This is a genomic window from uncultured Mobiluncus sp. (assembly GCF_963511525.1).
In the GTDB taxonomy this organism is placed as follows: domain Bacteria; phylum Actinomycetota; class Actinomycetes; order Actinomycetales; family Actinomycetaceae; genus Mobiluncus.
Genome location: NZ_CAUPIY010000004.1, coordinates 23,788 through 42,843 on the forward strand (window position 1 = coordinate 23,788; position 19,056 = coordinate 42,843).

The 19,056-nt window shown below is 59.4% G+C and carries 19 protein-coding genes; 5 read left to right on the top strand and 14 right to left on the bottom strand.

Features of this window, described 5'->3' with window-relative positions; all coding sequences use genetic code 11:
* Positions 1–3 precede the first annotated feature (3 nt).
* The 3 genes from RQ935_RS04095 to RQ935_RS04105 are packed head-to-tail and all read left to right on the top strand — an operon-like array spanning position 4 to position 3,352.
* Complete coding sequence (locus RQ935_RS04095) at positions 4–2,577, top strand: FtsX-like permease family protein (protein WP_311497332.1); 2,574 nt, start codon at positions 4–6, stop codon at positions 2,575–2,577.
* A 59-nt stretch (positions 2,578–2,636) separates the two neighbouring features.
* Positions 2,637–3,056 carry a phage holin family protein gene (locus RQ935_RS04100; RefSeq protein ID WP_308536565.1) on the top strand — a complete coding sequence of 140 codons (420 nt, stop codon included), beginning with the start codon at positions 2,637–2,639 and terminating at the stop codon, positions 3,054–3,056.
* Positions 3,053–3,352 (top strand): DUF3618 domain-containing protein, encoded by a 300-nt coding sequence (locus tag RQ935_RS04105; protein WP_311497333.1) that lies wholly within the window; start codon positions 3,053–3,055, stop codon positions 3,350–3,352. Before RQ935_RS04100 ends, RQ935_RS04105 begins: the two co-directional genes overlap by 4 nt.
* Positions 3,353–3,458: 106 nt before the next feature.
* On the opposite strand, the gene purM is transcribed toward RQ935_RS04105, so the two are convergent.
* The 13 genes from purM to RQ935_RS04170 all read right to left on the bottom strand — a co-directional run bounded on the left by purM (position 3,459) and on the right by RQ935_RS04170 (position 16,197).
* Positions 3,459–4,691: a phosphoribosylformylglycinamidine cyclo-ligase gene (purM, locus tag RQ935_RS04110; protein WP_311497334.1), complete on the bottom strand. Its 1,233-nt coding sequence runs from the start codon at positions 4,689–4,691 to the stop codon at positions 3,459–3,461.
* A 5-nt stretch (positions 4,692–4,696) separates the two neighbouring features.
* Positions 4,697–6,349 carry an amidophosphoribosyltransferase gene (purF, locus tag RQ935_RS04115; protein WP_311497335.1) on the bottom strand — a complete coding sequence of 551 codons (1,653 nt, stop codon included), beginning with the start codon at positions 6,347–6,349 and terminating at the stop codon, positions 4,697–4,699.
* Positions 6,346–6,576 carry a DUF3073 domain-containing protein gene (locus RQ935_RS04120; protein WP_299293929.1) on the bottom strand — a complete coding sequence of 77 codons (231 nt, stop codon included), beginning with the start codon at positions 6,574–6,576 and terminating at the stop codon, positions 6,346–6,348. Before RQ935_RS04120 ends, purF begins: the two co-directional genes overlap by 4 nt.
* A 102-nt stretch (positions 6,577–6,678) precedes the next feature.
* The gene (locus tag RQ935_RS04125) at positions 6,679–8,334 is read right to left on the bottom strand and encodes an ABC transporter substrate-binding protein (protein ID WP_311497336.1); all 1,656 of its coding nucleotides are present in this window, start codon (positions 8,332–8,334) and stop codon (positions 6,679–6,681) included.
* A 542-nt stretch (positions 8,335–8,876) separates the two neighbouring features.
* On the bottom strand, positions 8,877–9,179 hold the full coding sequence (locus RQ935_RS04130; protein WP_311497337.1) for a helix-turn-helix domain-containing protein: 303 nt from the start codon (positions 9,177–9,179) through the stop codon (positions 8,877–8,879).
* Positions 9,180–9,184: 5 nt separating this feature from the next.
* Complete coding sequence (locus RQ935_RS04135) at positions 9,185–9,472, bottom strand: type II toxin-antitoxin system RelE/ParE family toxin (protein ID WP_311497338.1); 288 nt, start codon at positions 9,470–9,472, stop codon at positions 9,185–9,187.
* 613 nt (positions 9,473–10,085) lie between these two features.
* Positions 10,086–10,955 carry a flagellin gene (locus tag RQ935_RS04140; protein ID WP_311497339.1) on the bottom strand — a complete coding sequence of 290 codons (870 nt, stop codon included), beginning with the start codon at positions 10,953–10,955 and terminating at the stop codon, positions 10,086–10,088.
* A 236-nt stretch (positions 10,956–11,191) separates the two neighbouring features.
* A complete protein-coding gene (locus RQ935_RS04145; RefSeq protein WP_311497340.1) occupies positions 11,192–12,019 on the bottom strand; it encodes a flagellin in 828 nt (275 codons plus the stop codon).
* A gap of 234 nt (positions 12,020–12,253) precedes the next feature.
* A complete protein-coding gene (locus RQ935_RS04150; protein ID WP_311497341.1) occupies positions 12,254–13,471 on the bottom strand; it encodes a flagellin in 1,218 nt (405 codons plus the stop codon).
* Positions 13,472–13,715: 244 nt separating this feature from the next.
* Complete coding sequence (locus tag RQ935_RS04155; protein ID WP_295028718.1) at positions 13,716–14,132, bottom strand: hypothetical protein; 417 nt, start codon at positions 14,130–14,132, stop codon at positions 13,716–13,718.
* Positions 14,129–14,314: a hypothetical protein gene (locus RQ935_RS04160; protein WP_036324903.1), complete on the bottom strand. Its 186-nt coding sequence runs from the start codon at positions 14,312–14,314 to the stop codon at positions 14,129–14,131. The genes RQ935_RS04155 and RQ935_RS04160 overlap by 4 nt, the downstream gene beginning before the upstream one ends.
* 581 nt (positions 14,315–14,895) lie before the next feature.
* Positions 14,896–15,456 carry a flagellin gene (locus tag RQ935_RS04165; RefSeq protein ID WP_311497342.1) on the bottom strand — a complete coding sequence of 187 codons (561 nt, stop codon included), beginning with the start codon at positions 15,454–15,456 and terminating at the stop codon, positions 14,896–14,898.
* Between the two features lie 45 nt (positions 15,457–15,501).
* Positions 15,502–16,197 carry a CDGSH iron-sulfur domain-containing protein gene (locus RQ935_RS04170; protein WP_311497343.1) on the bottom strand — a complete coding sequence of 232 codons (696 nt, stop codon included), beginning with the start codon at positions 16,195–16,197 and terminating at the stop codon, positions 15,502–15,504.
* 384 nt (positions 16,198–16,581) lie between these two features.
* Here RQ935_RS04170 and RQ935_RS04175 point away from each other — a divergent pair, with 384 nt between their 5' ends.
* Positions 16,582–17,493, top strand: coding sequence for a hypothetical protein (locus RQ935_RS04175; protein WP_311497344.1), 912 nt, complete (start codon positions 16,582–16,584; stop codon positions 17,491–17,493).
* A 165-nt stretch (positions 17,494–17,658) separates the two neighbouring features.
* Here RQ935_RS04175 and RQ935_RS04180 read toward each other — a convergent pair whose 3' ends face one another.
* Positions 17,659–17,982 carry a sterol carrier family protein gene (locus tag RQ935_RS04180; RefSeq protein ID WP_399532031.1) on the bottom strand — a complete coding sequence of 108 codons (324 nt, stop codon included), beginning with the start codon at positions 17,980–17,982 and terminating at the stop codon, positions 17,659–17,661.
* A gap of 261 nt (positions 17,983–18,243) precedes the next feature.
* Here RQ935_RS04180 and RQ935_RS04185 point away from each other — a divergent pair, with 261 nt between their 5' ends.
* On the top strand, positions 18,244–19,029 hold the full coding sequence (locus RQ935_RS04185) for a hypothetical protein (RefSeq protein WP_311497346.1): 786 nt from the start codon (positions 18,244–18,246) through the stop codon (positions 19,027–19,029).
* Positions 19,030–19,056 lie beyond the last annotated feature (27 nt).

Sequence of the window (19,056 nt, forward strand, 5' to 3'; positions counted from 1 at the left end):
GCCATGTGGAAACTCATTTGGCGCGAAATCACCCGCCGCGGCTACCGCTTTTTCCCCACCGTGTTCGCCGTCGTGCTGGGCATCACGTTCTTGACCGCCACTTTGGGGATAACCGACCTGATGACGGACGCGGCCAAGTCCTCCGTCACCGCGACGCTGTCCGGGGACCTCTATGCCGTGGCGCCCCCCACGAAAGACGCCCCCGCGGGAGACCTGGAGGCGCGCGGCAACATCAGCGACGAACTTGTGCCGATTATCGAAGCGGTCGACGGGGTCGCCCACGCTGCACCCCGCTTTGAGGGGCAGGCTGTCCTGTTGAATCAGGACAAACGCCCCGTTTCGATAGGGCTCACCCCGACTCTGGTGCGCGGCGTTTTTCCCTATCCGCCCGGCCCGGAAGTCACCTCGGGACGCCTGCCGCAAGGACCGAAAGAGGTCATGCTGGAAGTGAACACGGCGCGACGGGCCGGACTGAAAACCGGCCAAACCGCCACCCTGATTTGGGCCGGAGCGACCCACCGCCTGAAAGTCGTGGGCCTGGCCCAGTTCAAAGCCTCGCTCGGCACCGCCACCTTGGCTTTCGTGGACGGTAAGGACGCGAAAACCTGGTTTTCCCCCACCGGCAAAATTAAGCTCATCGGCATCCATGTGGCGCCCGTGGCCGACCCCGACAATGTCAAAGAACGCGTCCAAGACGCGGTCGGTCCCGATGCTGTCATTTTGACGGGTGCCGCGCTGCGCGCACAGCAGTCCGCGGCCGTGGCCCGCACGGTCGGACTGGTGAACCTGCTGGCCCAGGCGTTTGTGGCGCTGGCGTTGCTGGCGGGCGCCTTCCTGATTGCCAACACTTTCGGGATTCTGGTTACTTCCCGCTATCGGATGCTCGGAATGCTGCGCGCTGCGGGCTACACTCCCCGGTCGCTGCAGCTGCTGGTGACCGGCGAAGCCCTGCTGATTGGGCTGGTCGGGTCCATTTTGGGCGAGTGCGTAGGGCTGGCGCTGGTGCTGGGTGCCCGGCAAATTCTCACTGCACAAGGGTGGGTGTTCACTTCCGGTGTGCCGTTGGGGCTCGTGCGGGCGCTGGCGATTGTGGCTCTGGGAGTCCTGATTACCGTGGTGGCCTGCTTGATTCCGGCGCGGCGCGCCGGGCGCATGCCCCCGCTGGATGCTCTGGCTGCCAGCGCTCCCGCCCCGAAAAGCCGTCTGCGCCGCGCCACGATTTTCGGGTTGGTGGTCCTGTTCGTGGCCGTTGGCCTCGGTGCCGGGGCGCTGGTGGAGGCGTCCCAGTCGGGAGTGGGGACGCGGGCGACAGTGCTGGCCCTGGCGGCTTCACTGTTGGGATTGTGTGGCGTGCTGTGGCTGACTCCAGTCCTGCTGCGCCCATTCCTGTGGATTTTTGCCGCATTGTTTAAGCGCTTGCACCGCTTGCCGGCACATTTTGCGTTGCGTAACCTGCGCCGCTACCCCCGCCGCACCTCCCTGGGGGCAGCCGCCCTGGTCATCGGCATAGCCATCGCCACCACCGGCGGCATCCTGGCCGATTCCGCCCGCAAGTCCCTACAGGCCGGGGTCGTTTCAGAAGTCCATTCCGACCTGGTCGTGGCCTCACTGCAGCCGTCCACGAACATTGAGAAAGCCCTCGCCGCGCTGCGGAAAGTGGACGGAGTACGCTTCGCCAACGCCAATATCTTTAGCACCACGATGCTGGTGCGCCTCGAACAAGATCCCACGCGGTCGCTCACTGCCGCCGGTATCACCGCGGACGAAGCCAAGAACCTCGTCTCCCTGCAGGTCAAGGCCGGTGACGTGGAGGGACTGGCAAACGGCCAAGCCCTGGTGAACGCCCGTGACGCCGCCCGAGAAGGGTGGAAGGTCGGGGACGCGATTACGGTGACGGGTCCCCGCGGGATTTACTCCACCAAAGTCGCCGGAATAGTCCGCTCCACCCTGCTGAACGCGGCGATTTTCCTCGATCCACAGTATCTGCGCCAAGCGGCGGCCCCCGAAACCCTGACCTACCAGTACATTTTTGTGAACCTTCAGAGCGAGAATGCCGCACCCACCCCGGCTGAAATCCGTCAGGCAAAAAACCAGATCGAGCACAGCCTCAACCCGTTCTTTGTATACCGGGTCTTTACTCCGGTGGAGCTGTCCCACGCCCTGTCGCAAACCACCACACAAGTGCTGTGGCTGATGTATGCGCTGCTCGGGCTATCAATCATCATCGCCATTTTGGGGATTGTGAACACTTTGGCGCTGGCGATGGTAGAACGGCGCCAGAGTTTTGCCCTGCTGCGGGTGCTGGGGCTAACCCCGCGGGAAGTGCGGGCTTCGCTGCGGTGGGAGGCATTTTTCCTGGCGCTACTGGGAGCAGGGCTGGGGTGGATTTCCGGGCTGGTTATCGGCATGCTGTGGCGCTGGCTGCTGCGTGACTTCGGTCTGGGAGAGTGGGGAATCCCAGTGCTGGGCCAGCTCAGTTTTGTCGCGGCGGCTGTTGTTTTGGCGGTTTTGGCGGCGGCGTGGCCGGCGCGAAAAATTTTGCGAACCCCGGCGCTCATGGCGACTCTCGCTTCCTAAACGCAGATTTTGTGAAAATAGTAAACTAGGTTTTAAGTGACGTCGACGAGGAGGCCCTTATGGCTATAGAAGAACCGAAATTATCTCTGGGGGCGCTGTTTGCGCGATTTTCTACCCAGATTTCTGACCTGTTCAGGGCTGAGGTCGCGTTGATGAAAGCCCAGGCCAAGGCCGCCGGGTCTCGGTTTGGTTTGGCGGCGGGAATGCTGGCGGCAGCTGGCGTGTTGGCCCTGTTCATGCTGGGTTATTTGATTAAAGCAATGTTCTATGGGTTTACGGCGCTGACTGGTTTCGCTGCGTGGGGCGCTTTGCTCACCGCGGCGGTTTTGCTGGTGTTGACCGCGATTTTGGTTCTGATCGGGCTGTCCGCGGTGAAACGCGCCAAAGAAAACATCCCGGAACCCCAAAAGCACGTTAAGCGCGACGTTGCGACGCTGAAGGCAGCCATCAAGCGCCCGGATTTAGGAGCGGAAAAATGAGCGAAAACATCGCAGAGAAAAAAGAGTTTAACGGTAGCCCGGAGGAAATCGAGCGTCAGATTGAAACCGCCCGCTCCGATATGGGTCAGACCGTAGACCAGTTGGTGGATCGGCTCCGTCCGGCCAACCAGGTCAAAGAAGCGAAAGCGAAAGCCCAGAATTTTGCGCAGCAAGCCAAGGTGACCTTCACTGACGCGGTGGAAGGCGATGTGGATTCGCAAAAGAAACTGGGTATCGCGGCCGGGGTGGTTGCCGGTGTTTTGTTGCTGGCAAAACTGCGCCGCCGCCACCGGTAACTTCATTTTTTGTCCCTAAAGGGGGAGAATAGCCGGGTAGCTGCCAATAATGGCAGCTATCGGGCTATATTCCCCCTATAATCACGCCACTCCTGGTTGCCGGGATTCAAAACCGGTATTCACCGAGCATCGCCACGGTTCCTCCGGCAACCCCTTTAGTCCCCGAAATCTGGCGCTCACCTGCGGGAACGCCATCACTGACACGTCCCATGACAAAAGACTCCATGCCGGCGACCTGTGCCGCCATCATCGTGGCGGGCACGAAATCAGGGTGCACGATAGCCACCATGCCCACTCCGAGGTTCCAGGTGTCCTCGGCGCTGGTCACGTCCACCCCGCCCAAATCCATCAGGTAGCGGAAAATCCCCGGCACCTGCCAAGTCGCACGGTCCACCACCGCGTGTAGCCCAGCGGGAATGACCCGGCACAGATTCGCGGCCAAACCGCCACCGGTCACGTGAGCAAACGCGTGAACCCGGTTTCCGTCCAGTTCCCCGGCAAAATCGCCAGCTTGGCGGGCAGCGAGCCAGCCAGAATCTTCCAGCTCCAAACACAGCTTGGAATACAACCGGGTCGGTTCCAGACAGGCCAGGCCCAGGGTATAGTCAGCAGCTTCGGCAAACGGCGAACCGCTCGGCGCCGCCACCCCGTAAGACTGAGGAATCGAAGAATCCCAATCCACCCTCGCGTCAGTCACAATCCGGCGCACCAGGGAATACCCGTTGGAATGCAAGCCACTGGAAGCAAAACCCACCACCAGGTCCCCGGCACAAACCCGCTGTGGTCCCAGCAATCGAGGCGCGTCCACTACTCCGGTCGCCGCTCCGGCCACATCAAAATCCTCAACCCCCAAGACACCGGGGTGTTCGGCCGTCTCGCCCGCCACCAGCGCGCAGTTCACTGCCTGGCAAGCCCGGGCGATGCCTTCGACCACGGCCGCAATCATCTGGGGGACGACCCGACCACAGGCAATGTAATCGGTCATGAACAGGGGCCGCACCCCAGCCGGGGTGAGGTCGTCAACGACCATTCCCACCAGGTCTTGACCGATAGTGTCATAAATCCGCATCGCTTTGGCCAGCTCAATCTTGGTGCCGACCCCGTCGGTAGACGTCGCCAACAGCGGGCGGCGCATGGTGGTCATCCCCGCGGCCGCGGCATCATAGAGGCCCGCGAACCCGCCGGTGCCGCCCAAGACTTCCGGCCCTTGGGTGGCTTGCACCGCGGTTTTCATCAGTTCCACCGCCCGGTCGCCAGCTTGGGTGTCCACTCCGGCGCGCGCGTAGGCGTTAGCGCTGTTCGCGGTGGTGTTTTCGGCTGGAACATCGCCAAAATTCATGCCGGTCACTCCTTTCCCCCACAAAAGGTCACTCCCGGCGGGAGGGCTCCCGCGGTCTCCAGGTCCGCCAAACGGGTGGGGTATCGCCCGGAGAAGCACGCGGTACACAGCTCATTTTCAGGCTGGCCGGTAGCCTCGACCATGGACTCATAGGACAGGTAGCCCAAGGTATCCGCCCCGATGGAACGGCAAATTTCAGGAATATCCATACCGGTGGCGATGAGTTCGGCGCGGGTGGCGAAATCAATCCCGTAGTAGCACGGCCACATGACCGGCGGGCTGGAAATCCGCACGTGGACCTCGGCGGCGCCAGCCGCGCGCAACATCTGGATGACGGCCCGCTGCGTGTTGCCCCGGACGATGGAATCATCGACCACAATCAGGCGTTTGCCTTCAATGACGGAACGCAGCGGGTTGAGTTTCAGGCGAATCCCCATCTGGCGCATGGCTTGGGTCGGCTGGATGAAAGTCCGGCCCACGTAGGCGTTCTTCACCAGGCCTTGCCCGAACGGAATCCCGGATTCCTCAGCGTAGCCGATAGCGGCCGGCGTCCCGGAATCCGGGGTCGCCATGACCAGGTCAGCCTCGACCGGATGTTCGCGAGCCAAGGCGGCCCCCATCGAACGGCGTGCAGCGGCGATGGAGCGCCGCGCAATGGTGGTGTCCGGTCGGGCCAGGTACACGTATTCAAACACGCAGCCCGCGGGCCGAGCCGGGGCAAAAACTTCGGAATGAACCCCGTTTTCGTTGATGGCAATCAACTCTCCGGGAGCGATTTCACGCACAAAAGTCGCGCCAACTATGTCCAGCGCGGCGGTTTCGGAGGCGACCACCCAGCCGTTCGGCAGCCGTCCCAGCACCAGGGGCCGAATCCCCTGCGGATCGCGAGCCGCATAAAGCGTGGTTTCATCAATGAATGCCAGGGAATACGCGCCGTCCAGCTTCGGCAGGATTTCCCGCATGACGCTCAACAGCGGCGGCTCGCCGCCAATCGAAACAGCCTGGGTGGACACGGACTCAATGAGCTTCATCAGCAGCATCGTGTCTGACGAGGAATCCTGCAGGCCGTGAGCCTTTTGCTCTTTCACGTCAGCGACGGTTTGGGCAGCCGATTCCTCCAATTTTCGGGACGCAAAAGGGCCGGTGGCGGACGTTCCGGGGGCCACGGGTTTTTCGTCGGGGCTCACCGGGCCGGAGGTCGGTTTCCCCTCCGCGGGCAGCAGTTCTTCCAGCAGACCCCGGGTGTTCACAAGGTTCCCGTTGTGCGCCATCGCGAGGGTTCCGAAAGCGGTGGGACCCAGCGTTGGTTGGGCGTTTTGCCAAGAGGACATCCCGGCGGTCGAATAGCGAACGTGACCCAACGCGAGGTGACCTTGCAAGGACGCCAAGTCCCGGTCTTTGAACACCTGAGAAACCAATCCCATGTCCTTGTAAACCAAAATCTTGGACCCGTCCGAAGCGGCGATACCGGCCGATTCCTGACCGCGGTGCTGCAGGGCATAAATGCCGAAATAGGTCAGGCGCGCGACTTCCTCGCCCGGTGCCCAGACACCAAAAACACCGCACTCATCGTGCGGTCTATCGTCAGAGTCGTGTCGAGCCAAGTCAGCGGAGCAGGTCATTGCAGCATTACCGAAGATGGGCAACCCCGGCTTCACGCGGCGTCTCCGCCATCATCGCCCTGGTCAGGGTCGTCGTCAGCGTAATCAGCCCACTTATCGTAATCGGGTTCAGCGTATTTAGCGTAGGGATCATCGTCCCACGAATCCTCACCGGACTTGCCTGATAGTTCCCGCTGCAGCGCCTCGAGATCCATTTCCGGAGTCTCATATTTCAGTCGGCGTGCGACCTTTTGCTGCTTAGCTTTTTGGCGGCCACGGCCCATAGCCCGAGTCCCTCCTTGAAGTCACGATTAGTCAGCTTTTAGTTTATCCCCTGACCTAAGATTACGCCACTTGTTTGGCATCTTTTGGCGCGGCTCCAGCGCCTAATTCTCGGCGACTTTCCAATACTGCACGCTGCCCCGCCAGTTCGACTCCACGTCCTTAACCTGGGGGGACCACCCAATCAGGGACTTCGCGTGCCACAGCGGCAAAACCGGCAGGTCACGCAGCAGTATCGCCTCGGCGTGCTGATATTCTCGGTTGGCCGCCGCGTCCTCGCTCACGCCGCGCGCGTGATTCAGAGCCGCATCGAAATCCGGGGCGGAATACCCAATACTGTTGGCATAACCCCCGGTGGCAAACCACGGCTGCAGGTAGGAATGCATCCCCGGATAGGGCGACTGCCAATCCACCAGAAAAGCCGAGTCGATATCGCCGCGGGTCACGGCCATATCAATGGCGCGCTGATCGAGGTAAGACTTGCCCGCGGTGTGAATCCCCAAAGTCGACCCGATGGTCCCCAAAGCCACATCAATCCAGGCATTCAACCCGTTATCGGGCCGAGCGATGGTAAAGGTGTCTCCCTCTGTCCAGGGCGAAATCTGGTTTGCTTGGTCCCACAAGCTTCGGGCGACGTCAGGCCGATAGGTCAGCACCTCGTTACCCGGTAGCTTCGCGGTGTGACCCGCAAGGGTGGGGGTCACGAAATCAGTGGCGACCTCCCTGGTGCCGTTAAAGAAACGTTTAACGATGTCCTCGCGGTTGATGGCTTGGGACACGGCGGCGCGGCGCAGCCTACCCTCGTCGGTGTTTAGCGCGAAATGCCCGCTGGAGGGGATGGCCAGGAATTTCACGTGCGCCGAGGACACGGTGAGCGTGCGATCCTGGAGCTGTTCGGTGAAACTGTCTTTCGCGCTGTCCGGCAGTTCCTCGTCAATGTCCAAAGCGCCGCTGGTCAGGTCCTCGTAGGCTTGGTCCGGGTCGTGGTAGAACTTGAAAGCCAGTCCGGAGTTTTGGGCTTGGCGCGGTCCGTGATAGCGGGTGTTGGGCACCAAAGTCAGCTGAATGCCGTGTTCCCAGGCGCCCTCCCGCGCCAGCATGTACGGCCCGTAGCCGTAGGGGTTTTCGCCAAACCCCGAAGTCACGTTGCCGGCCGAGTCAAAGGCGGAATCCGGCAGCGGCACAAACGCCGGGTCGGTCAAACGCATCGGAAAATCGCAGGTCGGCTGGGTCAGGTGGACTTTGAAGTGCATGTCGCTCAGGCGCTGCAGGCCGGTCAAGTCTTGGTTCGCCGTGGCGGAAAAGCCCTCGATAGGCGCGAACAGCCCCGCTTTCAGGCGCCGATTGGAGGCTCTGGCGGCGTCGTTCCAAGCCCGAATGAAGTTGTCAGATTTCAGCTTGGTGCCGTCGGAAAACACTTCGCCCGAGCGGATTTGGATGTCGTACTCTGTGCAGTCCGGGTTCGGCACCACCGCGGTGGCCAGCTCATTTACGATGGTTCCGTCCGGGTTCAGGTAGGACAAGCCGGAAAACAGCAGGCTGACGAACGTAGCTCCCGATGAATACGAGGAATCGGCCGGAATCAGGGATCGCTCCGGTTCGGTCGCCGCCGCGTTGATTAGGGTATCGGTTGAGTTCCCCGGTTTATTCAGGCTTTGGTCCGAGGTCGCGGGGCTGGAACACGCCGCCAGCCCGGTTGCCGCCAGCGCCGCCAGCGCAACCCCCGCGGTCATATGTGCCAGTGTTTGCTTGATTTGCACCGGGCCTCCCCTGAGCCGTTTTGTTCCTTACGTTTTTATCTTACCGATTCGCCCCGCCGGCGCGGGGTTTTGGCGCTGGCGGGGTCGGCGGGGTCACAAGACCGGTGCGGGGGCGGTGGGGTCACAAGGGCGGTGCGGGCGACTCGCGGGGGCATAAGGCCGGTGCGGGTGGGGTCGGTTCGCGTAGACTCTGGGTCACAAGGCCGGTGCGGGGGTTGGCGGGGTGAGGAGCGGCGGGGGCGACTCAGCGAGAGGCTGGGGGGTGGGCGTTTTGCGACAATAGTCGCGCAAAACGCGAGGGGGCACTCCCCCTTCCGCCTCTCGCGAGCGCCCCCAAGCGACGACCCCGCACCAAAATCAACAACCAAAACCCGGGAAAACCACACCCGGGACACAACGCCCCTGCGACTTACAGCACACCTGCCGCAACGCCCTTGTGAACCGCAATAAAACCTATTTAAACGGCTCGGTGTGCCATATATGGCACACCGAGCCAAATTAATAGGATTAACGCGCCCAATCCCGGCGTGATGCCACCGAATTCAGGCAATCCGCACGGACTCGTCCCCAAACTGGGCGACGAGCTGGAGCTTGCCACCCAAAGCGGCCACATAACGCTGCAACGTGCTGACCTGGGTCTGAGCCAGGTTCCCCCGCTCGATAGAGGAAACCCGGGCCTGGTTGACTTCGAGCTTCTGCGCCAGCTGCGCTTGCGTCATGGCATTTTCCTCGCGTAGCTCGCGCAAACGGTAGGCCCGCGTCTGCGCCAACATCCGCTGTTTGTGCGATTCCACAGCCTCCCGGTTCGGTTGCCGCTTCGCTTTTAATTCGTCCAGAGTCGTCATCACTCTCACCTCACGTCTTTTTGCTGATTCAAATAGTCCCGATACCGGCGCTGAGCCAAAGGAATATTTCGCTTATACCATTCATTCCAACTGCCAGATTTGTCCCCGGCGACCAGCATGACCGCCTTGCGCGAGGGATCAAAAACGAACAGAATCCGGATTTCCGTCCGACCGGAGGAACCTGGACGCAGTTCTTTGAGATTCTTAATTTGTGAATGTGCGATTGAATCCACCAGGGGCCTGCCTAAAGTTGGCCCCTCGGATTCAAGGATTTCCAGCGCCGCCAAGACCAAATCGTAGTCTGGGGATTACAGCCCGAGCAGCCATTCTTCAATCAGGCTCACTTCGATTTCCCACACAGCACAATTATATAACCTCTGAGTTATATAACACAAGAGTATTATTGAGGTTTTGCGATACCCAGCAGTATTGGCTAGCGGGGGCACAAGGCCGGGGCGGCGGCGGGGTGAGGAGCGGCGAGGGGCGTAAAAGCGAGAGGCTGGTGAGCGTTTTGCGACAATAGTCGCGCAAAACGCGAGGGGGCACCCTTCCGCCTCTCGCGAGCGTCCCCAAGCAACAAACCCGCAGCAAAACGGGCAGAGCCGACTCCATAAAAGCAATGGGCAAGGAAGATAAGGCTACACCGCAACAGAACGGCAGGCTGCGGCGCAAGCAGGGGTGGCGGGAGCGGCAGACCCGCAACACGTACGGGCTAGGCGTGGGTTAGTGGGTGGGTTAAATGGGGGGACCCCCGCGGGTGCGGGGGTCCCTGTAAGCTAGAGCCGGGTTACGGCCCGTGATGGCAGCGCCGAAGGCGCATGAGCCACCACGTCAGTGCGTGGAGCCGATAAGAAACAATCCAGTGGATTGTTTCCGGCGAAACTCCACCGTACCGCTACGCTAAGATTAGCGCAGCAAGGAGAGCACACTCTGGGGAACCTGGTTGGCTTGCGCCAGCATCGCAGTACCAGCCTGAGACAAAATCTGTCCACGAGTAAACTGCATCATCTCAGCAGCCATATCAGTATCACGGATACGAGACTCAGAAGCAGCCAAGTTCTCAACAGCCACATTCAGGTTGTTAATCGTATGCTCGAAACGATTCTGCACCGCACCGAACGAACCACGCTTAGTCGAAGCATCAGCAATCTTCTTATCCAGCTCCGTAATCAGAGCCTGATAGGAAGCGTTATCCTTAGCAACCGGTTCAGCAGGATCACCAGCGTTCTGTCCCGGCTTGGAAATCAATTTGGCCAAGTCTTCCTTGTACTTACTGATGTCCTGGCCGTCCACCTTGATGGTGTCATTCTCAGTGGCGTTAGCACCAACCTGGAAGACAACCCCTTTCTTAACGGAGCCATCAAGCAGTTTCAAGCCGTTGAAGTCGGTCACCTTGGAAATACGGTCGATTTCCTCGGTCAGCGCAGTCAGTTCCTCGTTAATGGAACTCATGTTCTTTTCACTGTTCGTACCGTTAGCACCCTGAACCGCCAGCACACGCATACGCTGGAGCATATCGTGCACCTCGTTCAACGCACCCTCAGCAGTCTGCACCAAAGAGATACCATCCTGAGCGTTACGCACAGCCTGACCATTACCACGAACCTGAGAACGCAGACCCTCAGAAATCCCCAAACCAGCAGCGTCATCCGCCGCCCGGTTAACACGGAAACCCGAAGACAACTTCTCCAAAGACTTCGCCAAGCCACCCTGAGTAGCCGACAAATTACGGTAGCTATTCATAGCCATGATGTTCTGATTAATAGACAAAGCCATTTTAAAATCCTCCTGATTAGACCAGCCGGCAACACACCGCCTGGTAGCCTTGCGCCAGACTTCCTGTCCGACAAACACTATTATCGGACACATTCACAAAAAGTTTAGAAAAATTCACAAATTGACCTGTCAATTCCGAGGACAGGTTAAATGGGGGGACCCCCGCGAGAGCGGGGGTCCCTGTAAGCTAGAGCCGGGTTACAGCCAGCCGTGCCTCTCAAACTAGCGCTATAAACTTAGCGCAGCAGGGAGAGCACACCCTGGGGAACCTGGTTGGCTTGCGCCAGCATCGCAGTACCAGCCTGAGACAGAATCTGTCCACGAGTAAACTGCATCATCTCAGCAGCCATATCAGTATCACGGATACGAGACTCAGAAGCAGCCAAGTTCTCAACAGCCACATTCAGGTTGTTAATCGTATGCTCGAAACGATTCTGCACCGCACCGAACGAACCACGCTTAGTCGAAGCATCAGCAATCTTCTTATCCAGCTCCGTAATCAGAGCCTGATAGGTCTTGTTGTCCTTAGCAGCAGTAATCTTGCCATTCAGGTCATCCTTGTATCCACTGATGTTCTGACTCTTCACCGCGATGGTGTCATCCGCAGTAGCGTTAGCACCAACCTGGAAGGTAACCGTGTGATCACCGTCGAGCAGTTTCAAGCCGTTGAAGTCAGTCACCTTACCAATACGACCGATTTCCTCGGACAGAGCGGTCAGTTCCTCGTTAATGGAACCCTTGTTCGCTTCACTGTTCGTACCGTTAGCACCCTGAACCGCCAGCACACGCATACGCTGGAGCATATCGTGCACCTCGTTCAACGCACCCTCAGCAGTCTGCACCAAAGAGATACCATCCTGAGCGTTACGCACAGCCTGACCATTACCACGAACCTGAGAACGCAGACCCTCAGAAATCCCCAAACCAGCAGCGTCATCCGCCGCCCGGTTAACACGGAAACCCGAAGACAACTTCTCCAAAGACTTCGCCAAGCCACCCTGAGTAGCCGACAAATTACGGTAGCTATTCATAGCCATGATGTTCTGATTAATAGACAAAGCCATTTTAAAATCCTCCTGATTAGACCAGCCGGCATTTTACCGTCCTGGTAGCCTTGCGCCAGACTTCCTGTCTGACAAACCCCTCAATCGGATGGCAGACAAGAAACTTTAGGAAAACTCATTCCAGTATTTAATTTTACTGCAATTGTTCGCACAATCAAGGGAAATTCCCGATTTAGCTGACATTTTCGTTTCAATAGGGTAATGACGACCGGCACAGTTCACCGCGGACTGAGGCTAAGCTGCGCTGAGCAGCGTCAAAACTCCGCGGGGAGCAGACAGCGCCTGGGACAACACCGCGTTGGAAGATTGGCTCAGGATCCGGCCTCGCATATAGTTCATGGTTTCCACCGCCATGTCCGCATCCTGCATGCGACCGTGGGCAGAAGACAAGTTTTCCACCGAGACATTGAGATAGTCTATGGTGGATTCAAAACGGTTTTGCACCGCTCCCAGGCTGGCTCGCGCCCCAGAGATGACCTCGATTTGGTCGTCAATGTTCGTGATGGCTTCCCGGAAAGCGTTAGCGCCGGCATCCTGAGGAATCTGACCCAGTTGGGCACGGGCGATGTCCACCACGTCCACAAAAGTAATCGCGATGGTGTCAAATTCGGTCGCCCCCGCTCCAATCTGAAAACGCAGGGCGTCGGCTGGCTCGGTGTAGCGGCCTCCCAAAATTTTCCGGCCCATCGCTTCGGTAGCCTGGCCGATACGCCCGATTTCTTGGCGCAGCGCGTCCATCTCGCCAGCTATAGAGGTACTGTTTGCATCGGTATTACTAGCATTTGCGCCCTGCACCGCGAGGACTCGCATCCGCTGCAACAAACTGTGCACGGTTCCCAATACCCCATCGGCCGTTTGCACCAGCGAAATGCCGTCCTGAGCATTACGGACCGCCTGTTTGGTGCCCAACACTTGGGATTTAACACTTTCCGCAACTCCCAATCCGGCCGCATCGTCAGCTGCCGTATTGATCCGGCGTCCCGTCGAGAGTCGCTGCAGGGACTGGTTCAGGATCTGCTGGGCCGAAAACACATTTCGGTAGGCGTTTAGAGCCATAGTGTTGGTTTGGATAGATTGGGCGGCTCCCGCTCGCACATTTTTGGAACTGGAGGGTGGCGGGGAGGAAAACTTTGACAAACCCACAGCTTCCCCAGAAATCCGGCTTCGTGGCATCAAACTGTCTCGAGGGCTCGACGCGGAGCCAGCTGCATAACTGGTGCGAATCGGCGCCGCACCACCATCGCTGGACACGAAACTGTTCACGGCATAAGCCAGGTGAGAGGGCATACCGGAAGTATCAATCGAGGGTGCGTAGCTGGGTTCCGAGCTGGGCGAGGGGAGTTCGGAGGCGCCAGACTGATTAGAAGAGCCGGCGCCGGGCGCAGAAAAACCCGCCGCTGACATGCCTGGCGACATGGCGACGGAGTATCCATCCACAATTAACGTGGTCATCGCTCCCACCATCCTTGGGGTCATTTCTGAGGGGCCAAACGCCTAGCGTCAACCCATCACCGAGGAACATTCCTTGCCCTCGGGCGGGGCGGATTTCGGTTTTCCCGAAATTACACCGCAAAATTTAGTGTAAGGGGTGGTGGGGGAAATGTGAATAGCCCAGTTCGGCTTGTACAAATGACCGGACAAATGCCGCCCGCCCGGGGAATGCACCCAAAAGGCCTATTGAACAGGAGGACACGCCTTAGGCATGGGCAAGTTGGGACACGCGCTGAGGGCTGACCCCCATCAAAGTGGCTATGTCGCGCACGCCGAGGTTGGCCTTTTTCAGTTTTGCGACCGCGGAACGCGAAGCGGCGGCAACTTTCGCCTCGGCATCGCGGGCTTGCGCGGCAGCCTCTTTATATTTTTCAACTTCGCTAATGTATTCAGCCATGTCGACAACGATGTGGACATCGAAAGTGTCTTCCGGGCGGCCGGTCATCAGGGCTGAAGCGTCCTTGACCATGTCCACCAGCTGATCCAGGCGCTTCGCCTGTGTGCCGTATTCCTTGCCATCGCAAGTGAAGTCGGCCACCCACCAGCCGTTTTCACGGATAGCATGGGCGGTGATGTCGGTCATCTTCTGGGTTTTCGAGGTTTTTGGGGTTTTTACGGTCATCGGCTTGCCCTCCTGATAATGCCCTTAGCAAGGTGTTCCTGGATTTCGCGGTGGCGCGGGATTGGCTCGGACCATTGCCCTATGCGGACTTTGGTGTGGTTGCCGCCTTCTTCGAGTTCCAGCGATTCGCCTTTGCGGCTTGCGATATCGGCAAGGCGTTTCAGCAAGTCGCGGCGTTTCATGGATTAATACTAGGGTACTTGAACGATTAATTCAAGGGTTATTTACTAATAGCATCGGATTGCCACCTGAGGCCAATATACACAAGGAAAAAGGACAAATCACCCCCGCCGAGACCAAGCAGCCCCAACGTAAGAAATCTGCAAGTGCCGCGACTAAGTGCGCAAATTCGTCGAAAAACCGGTGCCATATCACTAGCAAAGTCGTGCGCTACCCAAGCCGGCAAACAAGGAACACCCCGCACTACAAACTGGTTCGCAGCGCCGTCCAACAAGCGCGTTAGTAAAACGGAAACAATGGACTTGAGCATTTGCTCCGAAAGAATAGGTACAAATACTCTCCAAAGAAGCACAAAAACAGGAATTAAATCAATCATGTGTTTCTGTTGTGTGCGGGAACCTAAAAACCAGCACCAACCCGAGAACGCAACCAAGGGGACAACGACGCAGGGCGAGTGTAATCCAGAGCTTGCTCTAGCATTACCGAACCCCAGGAGGTTGCGCGGTAATCCGCAGGATTATCGCTGCTATTGAACGGAAAAATCGGGGCGGGTTATGCGTGAGGCGGGGAAACGTGGCGCGCGTCAGGCGGCGTTGAGCAGGGCCAGAACGCCACGGGGGTTGTTGATGGAATGGGTCAACATCGCGTTGGAAGATTGGGACAAAATGCGGACACGCATGAAGTTGACGGCTTCGGCTGGCATGTCGGCGTCCTTAATTCGGGAGCTCGTTGCTGCATAATTTTCCGCCATCACGTTCAGGTTGTTAATCGTGTGTTCGAAGCGGGCCTGGATGGCACCGAGTTCGCCGCGGGCACTGGATATGGTCGTAATCTGGGTGTGAATGTTTCCGATGGCCTTGCGGAAGGCTTCGTGATTGGCGTCCTGGGGGATGTAGCCGAGTTGCGCGTGGGCAATGTCAACCACGTCAACGAAGGTGACGGCGATGGTGTCCATGTCGGTGGCGTTCGCGCCGATTTGGAAGCGCAAAGCGTCGGCCGGTTCGGTGTAGCGCCCGCCCAGCGATGCGCACCCCAAGGTACCCGTTCGCCCCGCGCAGACCCGGCGCACCAGGGCGGTCACCAGCCGTGATATCGGGCTCTGTCTGTTGGCCGCGGTCGACCTACCAGCAGGCCACGACAACAAGCAGTACGTTTCAGACCCGCCAACCCACGATTCATCCGCCCGGCTTCAGCCGTTGATATGCCCGTCGTCAAAGACGATGTTCACGTGGCTGGCATCACAAAACGGGGCGTTCTTGGAGTCGTCACAGCGGCACAGCACGTAGCGATTTTGAACCGGGTAAGTCTGCCCGTTCGCGTCCGTCAACGGGATCCCGCCCTGGACGTAGATTCCGGCGGAGCACTCATTTTGGGGGTCTTGGGTGACGACCACCAGCGGCTCCAAGTCCGGTTCCTGCACAGCGCCCTGGGAATCCAAGCGCGTCAAGCGGCCGGCCGGGCATTCGTCAATCACTTTGGTGGCCGCCGCCACCTGAGCCGGAGTTTGCGCCGCGGCGACCTGCGTCCACGCGTCCCCGGCAGGGCCGTGACAAAACCGAGCGTAAGCGCAGCGTCCGTCGTCGCCCATGCGCAGCTGGGGACCTTCCACAATGTCGATGCGTTCGGTATAGGGCTGGTGATTGGCCGTTTCCGTCCCCACAAAGTCCGCCTGATGATGCGAACCGTCACAAAACGGCTTGTCAAAGGACAATCCGCAGCGGCACAGGGCATAGGTTTCGCCTTGGGGCAAGTCACGCCCCGGATCCCAGGTGTAGCCCGGCCCCTCGGGGTGAATCCGCGCCTCTCGCAACGGCACCCCGCCGGTCACCAGGTACGGCCCGCCCGCGCTGACCTTGATTCCCATTCCTTTCGCTGATTGAGACATCGCAAACTCCTCGGTGAAACTTAACCATGAAAAGGTCAATAAAGCTTATAGAATCTGTATAAAACTGTACTCCCAAAAGCCGCCTGGCGCGAGGGGTAAAACAGGGTCGCTCGCGCCTGGAAAATGGCTGAAATAAAACCGAGTTTTCCTTGAATTTGCAATAATTTCGTTCCTTACCAGGCGGTAATTTTTCCCACTACCGGTTAGCGTTAGCAAAGGTCAAGGCAACACGCCGAGTCTAATTGTCCTAACAATTCCCTGAAATGGCGATTTCCTGCGCAAATGCTCCATAAAATTTCTAATACGGCGACGAAAACTGCCGAACATGTTAGGTGTAAGTCACCGAGGCTAGTAAAGCCGAACAAATCTATATTGGAGTCGTAGATGCAGCTGAATGGTTTGGGCAATTACCAGGCGAACAACCTGATTACCCCGTGGAATAATGCCGCGACCTCCAAAGAACTCGCCGCCGCGCACCAGGGAACCTCCGGGCTGAGTGCCGGTCTGGACGCCCTACGGGGAGCCGCCAAGGCTGCTCCGGTTGCCCCCGCAACCACGCAGGTCAACGCTGATTCCGGGAAGATTGACGGTTTCGGCGATGAAGTCCAAGTTTCCCCCACTTCCAACACTCGCGCGGAAGTCGCCACCGAAAACTTTAAATCCCAGACCGCCCAAGCCGCGGTCACCACTGCCAACGCGGTCAATGAATCCTTGGGCAAAACCGATGAAGTCCTCGCCGGCATGAAAACCATCGTGACGGAACTGTCGAACGAATCCCTGACTGGCACCCGGCGCGCCGAACTGACCGAAGCCTTCGGGACCTTGGCCCACCGCCTGGACAGCCTGGTCGACGACGAATCTTTCGCCGGTCACAAGACGCTGGACGGCCGGTTCCGCGCCACTTTCACCGTCGGCGATTCCGCCCGCGTCACCATCGACGCCACCCTGCCCAACGGCAAAGGTTTCAACACCGAGGGCTTGGGACTCCAGGACTTCGCCGGCCTGTTGGCCACCCCGAACGCTATCCGCGACGCCAACCCCTCAGTCTCGCAGAGCTTAGACATCGCCCAAGGCGCGGTCGCCCAGGTCCGCACCGGTTTGAGCGACGCGACCGCCTCGACCGTAGACGCGATGAACTCCAGCTCCAAGCTGTTGGGCGCTGCCATCGGCGGTACCCCCGCTCTGGCTCAGAACCTGGTCGCCAACACGGTAGCGCAACTGGCTCAATCCGGCGCCGCCGCTTTCACCGCCCAAGCGAACACGGCGATGTCTTCCGCTCTGCGGTTACTGTCCTAACCTGGCCGCTGCCACCGATTCTTGGGGGCGAGTTTCCCCGCGCGACGCCCTTTTCTTTGCTGGCGCACTCTCATCGTTGCGGGCGTTCTCGCCGCTCACACTGCACAAGGTAGTTCCGTCGCCCTTTTTGGGGACGAGCGGGGGCGTGGGGGCGTGCGCGGCGGTTTAGATCCGCAGCGGCAACAGCTCCCCCAAGTCCGCACGATTCCCCGAAGCCGCCACCAACCCTTGTGAAATCGCCATCGACCAGGGCAAACCCCCGACCGCCAACGCCAGCCACACCTCGGCAGGCATCTCAATAACCGCCGGCGGGGTCCCGCGCCGATGCGTCGTCCCCGGCAGAATCTGCACCGCCCCGAACGGCGGAACCCGCACTTCCACCGCCTGGCCCGGCGCTCGCGCCTCCAACAGCTGCAGGGTAAACCGAACCGCGGTCGCCACCGTGGCCCGGGGCACTGACGCACTCAACTCAGGCAAATGTCCTATCAAATCCGGGGACCACGGCGAGAGCGCAGGCTCGCCGGAACCGACCTCGGGAACGCCGCAAACCCCGGAAATCCAAGCGAAAACCGCGGTCCGACCGACCGTGTCAGAAATCTTCTTTGCCACGAATATAAAATCTTTCTATTCCCAGGTTGCTTTCAGGATGTTATCATTGATTCAACAGCTTGGTGACCAGGCGGGTCACCAAAAACAAACTTTATGTCCCAGGATTAACCGGAACGACGATACACGCTAAGGAAGGCCATCATGGTTGTTCAACTCACCACCAATACCAATGCCAGCCTGCTGGCGATGCAGCAGGCAGCACAGAGCGCTGCGGCTCAGAAAGCCGAGTCGCTCCAGCAAGCCGCTGCGCCCAGCCGCGTGGATTCCTTGGATTTGCGGGCGAACCCGCTGGCGGCCAAAGTCGGCCAGACCCACCAGACACTGAACGCCGCCCAGCGCGGGGTGGAAGTTTTGCGTGTCGCCAACGAAAACCTGGATACCGCCGCGAAACATCTCGAGTGGATTCACAGCGTAGTTGCCGCCGGTAAATCCGACCCCTCCGCCCGCTTGGCGTTGGCTGACGGACTGGCGAAACTGGATCAGACCCTGCACGGGGCTCGCTACCAGGGCGAAACCGTCCTGGACGGCACCGACTTTTCCATCGCCCCTGGCGCGCACGGCGCGGGCGTGACCGTTTCGGTCGGCTCCCCGGATTTGCGCGACCTGGCCTCCCTGCTGGCCACCGGCGGACGCGGAATCGCGGCCATCAACCTGGACGACAAGGACACCTCGATGAAATCCGTGGAACGCGCTGATTTGCTGGTGTCCCACGCCAAGATTCAAATCGCGGCGCAAACCTTCGCGCTGGGCGGGCTGTTCAACTCCCTGACCGGCAACCTGGACGAACTGGGCGGACCGGCCATGACTCCCGACCAGGCTGGCGCGGCCGCGAGGGACGCGAAGTCCGCTATCGCCGCAGCACCGCAAGCCGCGACTGCGGCGCAAAGCATCAGCACCGCTGCCGCTCAAAAGTTGTTGATGAACTAAAACACCACAGACGCGTAGGGCCGGTCC

What these genes read in the sequence shown, in the direction of transcription:
- RQ935_RS04095 (WP_311497332.1), top strand. Translation starts at nt 4, where the DNA reads ATGTGGAAACTCATTTGGCGCGAAATCACCCGCCGCGGCTACCGCTTT.
- RQ935_RS04100 (WP_308536565.1), top strand. Translation starts at nt 2,637, where the DNA reads ATGGCTATAGAAGAACCGAAATTATCTCTGGGGGCGCTGTTTGCGCGA.
- RQ935_RS04105 (WP_311497333.1), top strand. Translation starts at nt 3,053, where the DNA reads ATGAGCGAAAACATCGCAGAGAAAAAAGAGTTTAACGGTAGCCCGGAG.
- purM (WP_311497334.1), bottom strand. Translation starts at nt 4,691, where the DNA reads ATGAATTTTGGCGATGTTCCAGCCGAAAACACCACCGCGAACAGCGCT.
- RQ935_RS04120 (WP_299293929.1), bottom strand. Translation starts at nt 6,576, where the DNA reads ATGGGCCGTGGCCGCCAAAAAGCTAAGCAGCAAAAGGTCGCACGCCGA.
- RQ935_RS04130 (WP_311497337.1), bottom strand. Translation starts at nt 9,179, where the DNA reads ATGACGACTCTGGACGAATTAAAAGCGAAGCGGCAACCGAACCGGGAG.
- RQ935_RS04140 (WP_311497339.1), bottom strand. Translation starts at nt 10,955, where the DNA reads ATGGCTTTGTCTATTAATCAGAACATCATGGCTATGAATAGCTACCGT.
- RQ935_RS04145 (WP_311497340.1), bottom strand. Translation starts at nt 12,019, where the DNA reads ATGGCTTTGTCTATTAATCAGAACATCATGGCTATGAATAGCTACCGT.
- RQ935_RS04150 (WP_311497341.1), bottom strand. Translation starts at nt 13,471, where the DNA reads ATGACCACGTTAATTGTGGATGGATACTCCGTCGCCATGTCGCCAGGC.
- RQ935_RS04155 (WP_295028718.1), bottom strand. Translation starts at nt 14,132, where the DNA reads ATGACCGTAAAAACCCCAAAAACCTCGAAAACCCAGAAGATGACCGAC.
- RQ935_RS04160 (WP_036324903.1), bottom strand. Translation starts at nt 14,314, where the DNA reads ATGAAACGCCGCGACTTGCTGAAACGCCTTGCCGATATCGCAAGCCGC.
- RQ935_RS04170 (WP_311497343.1), bottom strand. Translation starts at nt 16,197, where the DNA reads ATGTCTCAATCAGCGAAAGGAATGGGAATCAAGGTCAGCGCGGGCGGG.
- RQ935_RS04175 (WP_311497344.1), top strand. Translation starts at nt 16,582, where the DNA reads ATGCAGCTGAATGGTTTGGGCAATTACCAGGCGAACAACCTGATTACC.
- RQ935_RS04185 (WP_311497346.1), top strand. Translation starts at nt 18,244, where the DNA reads ATGGTTGTTCAACTCACCACCAATACCAATGCCAGCCTGCTGGCGATG.